Genomic DNA, 4,112 nt, shown 5'->3' with positions numbered 1-4,112 from the left:
TCCCGTTTTTGCACCTGAAGGCCGTTGGTGTTCGCGCACCGCGGCTTTCGCCATTTTTGAACCCGTCATACAACCCCCAGCATCAACTGCACCATCTCCATCAGCGGACCGGTTAAGCCAGGGTCAACGCGGTACATCTCCACGATCCCCTCACTCAGCTCTTTCAGCTTCTGATGACGTGGAGCATTCATCGCGACAGCAATCTTCGCTTCGCTGGTTTCCTTCTCCATACGCGCCAGGCGAGCCATGATGTTGTCTTCTGGCAGCAGGCGACTGCGGTACACAATCGGCAGAACTGCGAGGATTGCGGGAGTCAGTTGGCGAACGTTCTCGCGGTACCGCTCGCTGTTGAAATGGTTGTCCAGGAAGCGGAAAAGTTTCTGGCGCTTTCGGCAGAGATCGTCAGGGAATGTGATGTCGTCACCACCCTGCGCCTGGTACTCTTCGATGATCAGAGCAGTAACTACGTCCTGACCATCAGTGCCAGCCCAGGAGCGAACCGCGTCACGAATATCTTCATGGCTCGGCCCCCTGCGCGCTTGAGCGCGATTTATCATTACCCCTTGAGTAATGTCGCTATCATTCTGATAAGTAAGTGTCTGCATGGTTAAGCCTCCTAACGTGGTAAACCATCTGTTGGGTTTGGATATGCACTCGGATCGATTTCATGTGGGGTCACTTGCCAGTTGAGGAACTGACACAGAGGAATAATCCGCTTTTGTGGCACCCCGTTCGCATAGATCCATTTGCCAACAGCTTGGCTGCTAATACCAAAGTGCTTACCAATACGAGTCCGCGATGCCGCTTTGCTTATTTTTTCTTGGGTTTCTTTGTTCATGTGTTCTCCTTCAATGATGGATCGAAGCATACATGACGAAAGTTTATGTTTCAACATCGCGAAAGATATTGTTTTAATGCTGTTTGAAACCTTAGGTTGTAAAATGTGCGTATGAATGAGAAAACTTTCCCAACCTTCGCTAGAAGAATTCAACAAGTTATGGCTGAAAATGGCTGGACGAAATCTGACCTCGCCAAAAAAGTCATGCTTTCGCATACTGCTGTTCAAAATTGGGCAAAGGGAAGGAACGTAGCCAGTGGAGAACGGTTAAAGAGGCTTGCTGCCGTAACGGGGAAACCTGAGCATTGGTTCTTTATGGACTCAGAACAAGAAAGCGTAGCTGCTCATGAAGATGGTCTATCTCCCGTAAAACTTGATGAGAAAGAACAGGCACTACTTACGCTTTTTAATCAGCTTCCTGAGGCTGAAAAGCTTCGCCTTATTCTTCACACTAAAGCAGTTCTTCATGAAATTGAGCTTTTAAAAAACGACGTTTACGACATCATCAACAGCTCTAAGCCATAGCTTAGGATTGCAACCAAACAATTCAGCGCCTATCCAAGGCGCTTTTTTTTGCCCCTACTCGAAAGTTTTACTTTCTAACCCCTTTACACATGAAACTTTATGTTGCAGTATTATGTTTATCGACAACAAGCGCATCGTTGTCAGGTTCAAGAAATGTTCCGCCAGCCTGGCGACAAGGGCAAAACAGAGAAGTGGGCTTCGCGGTGGTGAACTGCAGAGTTAAAACGCTCAACTGTGAAGATCAGCATCACGGCACCACCAGCGAAGTTCACTCAGAAAACTGGAGAACATCATGGTTCATCAGCACTACGGTACACAGACGGTAAACCGCGGCGCAGTTCAGCCTGGAATGCTCGTCAAACACAAGGATTCAACCTGGACGGCATCAGCTAATGCTCGTGGTCGTTTGTATCTGCATCGCGGCGTTGAGATGACTTACACCAGGGATTTGCTGGTTGAAGTTTATCTGAACGGTCTGGGGAATGGCCTCAGCCATTAACGGAGAGTGTCATGCAAGACAAAAAATGCGGTTACTGCAGCAAGCCGGTTAAACCGGAGGAAGTAATCAAAAGCACCCTTATCTATCGCAACGGCTCACTGCTGGCGCGCAAAGAGAAAGAGTACTGTTCCAGGCGTTGCGCTTCGCACGACCAGATGGCTCACGAAGGCTAACGTAAAACCCGCGCAAGGCGGGATCTACGTCCGGTGGTACCGACCAAAGTTACACCGGAAACAACATTAAAACCAAAGTTAACCCAATGGGCGCTATCAATGGCTCGGGGATTCTAACACCCAAAAATGAGGATCTCACATGGAATTCTTTTATGTGGTTAAAGCCACTCAGAAATCCGGAAAGCAAGATGCAGTGGTCTGGTTCACTGCGAAAACCGAGGCTCGCGCCAACCTGCAGCTGGATGTTGCACTGGAAGATGCTGGCATCGAAACCGGCCGTGGTAAGGACTACGCCAAACCGATCCGCACTGATTTCCCGGTGTACAACGACCTGCCAGAAGAAGGCGAAGTTGATTTCACCTGGTGTGATCGCTACGAACTTGCCGAAGACCAGCGCACCTGGAATGTGAAATTGAAAGCTGATGATGCGGCGCAGGAAGAAAACCACCAGACAGATAACAATGTCGTTGATGGTGAAGTCGGCACTGAAGAGCAATCTCAGCAGACAGAGCAACCGAACCTGGTAGTTGTTGCCACCCTGCCATTCCGCCAGCGCGTACTGGCTCAGTTCATCGGTGAAGGTGAATATCTCTATCACGTCGACGCCGGGCAGAAAAATGAGATTGTCCGCCTTGAGATGGACACTGATGACGCGTACGTCCAGAATCTGCTGCTGGCTGCTGAGAATGTGGAAGCATTCAAAAAAGCCATTGAGCACGATATTCATAAAGTTGTGAATGCAGTTAAGAAAGCATTCCCTATCGACGGGAAAAAACCAGAACTGGCAACCGTTATTCAATTCCTGACGGTGTGGTTCAATACAGATTACATCGATCGCGGCCTACTGGTTAAAGAGTGGAGCAAAGGTAATCGTGTAACAACCATTAATCGCACACCTTCTGGTGCGAACGCCGGTGGCGGCATTGCCTCTGACCGCAAATTCCCGCAAACCATTCTCGGGCTGGAGCATGAAATTGCTCTGGCGTTACGTGCCCGTGACCGCGAATTTGATATTTACAACGTCCCTCTGGATATAGAACTACAGGCAAACTCCATCATGAATAAGATGGACGATCCTGAATGGCTGGCTACTCGAGAGAGATTCGTTTCAATGCCTGGTAGCCTGGATTATTCACGTGCCTGCATTATCGCAACAGTAAAAACTACACCTGAAGGACTTCATGAAGATCCCGTCAAACATCAGGAATATTTGAATAGGGTACTGACAGAAACTGACCACTCTAATCCAGATCCACTGCTCGTTGATATAGCCTGCGGTCGTTCGTCTATGCCTGTACCGATGAAACAGGAAAAAGTAACGGCTGAAGAGGTAAACAAAATTCTTGCGGTTTCGCGCGGTGACTTCGTTGAAGGCATTAGTGACCCGAACGATCCGAAGTGGGTTCATGAAAGCTACAACGCCGCCTCAAATGAGGAAGATAAAACGGAAAATGAGGACGCCGCCGATGTGCAGATGGAAGAAACTGTCAGTGATGAAAAACAGGCTGGTGATGCGCTGCATACAGGCAAGAGCAGTGTGGAAACTGGTGAAGAGTCACATACCAGCCAGCAAGCCGATGTAAACCAGAATACAAATTCTGTCCCCCAAAATAGCGATTCTGTAAACCAAACCGAACCAGTTTTGGCACAAACCGAACCCGAAGCGCAATCTGACGAACCAGCTGTTGTTTACCCCGCTTACTTCGAGCCGGGTCGCTATGAAAGTCTGCCGAACAAGGTTTATCACGCGGCCAACGGTATCAGCTCAACTCAGGTGAAAGATGCGCGTGTGTCGCTGATGTACTTCAATGCGCGCCACGTCGCCAAGACCATCGTCAAAGAGCGTTCTCCGGTACTGGACATGGGCAACCTGGTGCACGGCCTTGCGTTGCAGCCAGAGCAGCTTGATGAAGAGTTCAGCGTTGAACCGGTGATCCCGGAAGGCGCGTTCACTACAACGGCAACAATCCGCGCGTTTATCGATGAGTACAACGCCAGCCTGCCAGCGCAATTGAGCGCCGACGACATCAAAGCGTTGCTGGAAGAATACAACGCCACCCTGCCTGCTCAGGTGCCA

General features: G+C 49.5%; 6 protein-coding genes. 4 read left to right on the top strand and 2 right to left on the bottom strand.

From position 1 onward, the window contains the following. Positions 1 to 65: 65 nt before the first annotated feature. Together FDW94_RS05610 and FDW94_RS05605 are read right to left on the bottom strand one after the other, a co-directional pair. Positions 66 to 605, bottom strand: coding sequence for a toxin YdaT domain-containing protein (locus tag FDW94_RS05610; protein ID WP_137377261.1), 540 nt, complete (start codon positions 603 to 605; stop codon positions 66 to 68). A gap of 11 nt (positions 606 to 616) precedes the next feature. After that, positions 617 to 838, bottom strand: a complete 222-nt coding sequence (locus FDW94_RS05605) for a YdaS family helix-turn-helix protein (protein WP_019076542.1) — start codon at positions 836 to 838, stop codon at positions 617 to 619. Between the two features lie 111 nt (positions 839 to 949). On the opposite strand from FDW94_RS05605, the gene FDW94_RS05600 reads away from it, so the two are divergent. From FDW94_RS05600 to FDW94_RS05590, 4 genes are all read left to right on the top strand, one after another. Then, the gene (locus tag FDW94_RS05600; protein WP_029139499.1) at positions 950 to 1,363 is read left to right on the top strand and encodes a helix-turn-helix domain-containing protein; all 414 of its coding nucleotides are present in this window, start codon (positions 950 to 952) and stop codon (positions 1,361 to 1,363) included. Positions 1,364 to 1,655: 292 nt separating this feature from the next. Continuing rightward, positions 1,656 to 1,862: a hypothetical protein gene (locus FDW94_RS05595; RefSeq protein WP_016156718.1), complete on the top strand. Its 207-nt coding sequence runs from the start codon at positions 1,656 to 1,658 to the stop codon at positions 1,860 to 1,862. 11 nt (positions 1,863 to 1,873) lie between these two features. After that, positions 1,874 to 2,035: a YdaE family protein gene (locus FDW94_RS23515; protein ID WP_170974221.1), complete on the top strand. Its 162-nt coding sequence runs from the start codon at positions 1,874 to 1,876 to the stop codon at positions 2,033 to 2,035. Between the two features lie 139 nt (positions 2,036 to 2,174). After that, on the top strand, positions 2,175 to 4,112 hold a 1,938-nt coding region (locus FDW94_RS05590; protein ID WP_249358316.1), incomplete at its 3' end, for a RecE family exodeoxyribonuclease.

Source organism: Citrobacter sp. wls757 (assembly GCF_005280935.1).
Taxonomy (GTDB): domain Bacteria; phylum Pseudomonadota; class Gammaproteobacteria; order Enterobacterales; family Enterobacteriaceae; genus Citrobacter; species Citrobacter portucalensis.
This window is presented reverse-complemented; position numbering and strand designations above follow the sequence as displayed.

Excerpts from the sequence above, each read along its gene's own strand:
- FDW94_RS05595 (WP_016156718.1), top strand. The coding sequence starts at position 1,656 with ATGGTTCATCAGCACTACGGTACACAGACGGTAAACCGCGGCGCAGTT.
- FDW94_RS05600 (WP_029139499.1), top strand. The coding sequence starts at position 950 with ATGAATGAGAAAACTTTCCCAACCTTCGCTAGAAGAATTCAACAAGTT.
- FDW94_RS05610 (WP_137377261.1), bottom strand. The coding sequence starts at position 605 with ATGCAGACACTTACTTATCAGAATGATAGCGACATTACTCAAGGGGTA.
- FDW94_RS05605 (WP_019076542.1), bottom strand. The coding sequence starts at position 838 with ATGAACAAAGAAACCCAAGAAAAAATAAGCAAAGCGGCATCGCGGACT.
- FDW94_RS23515 (WP_170974221.1), top strand. The coding sequence starts at position 1,874 with ATGCAAGACAAAAAATGCGGTTACTGCAGCAAGCCGGTTAAACCGGAG.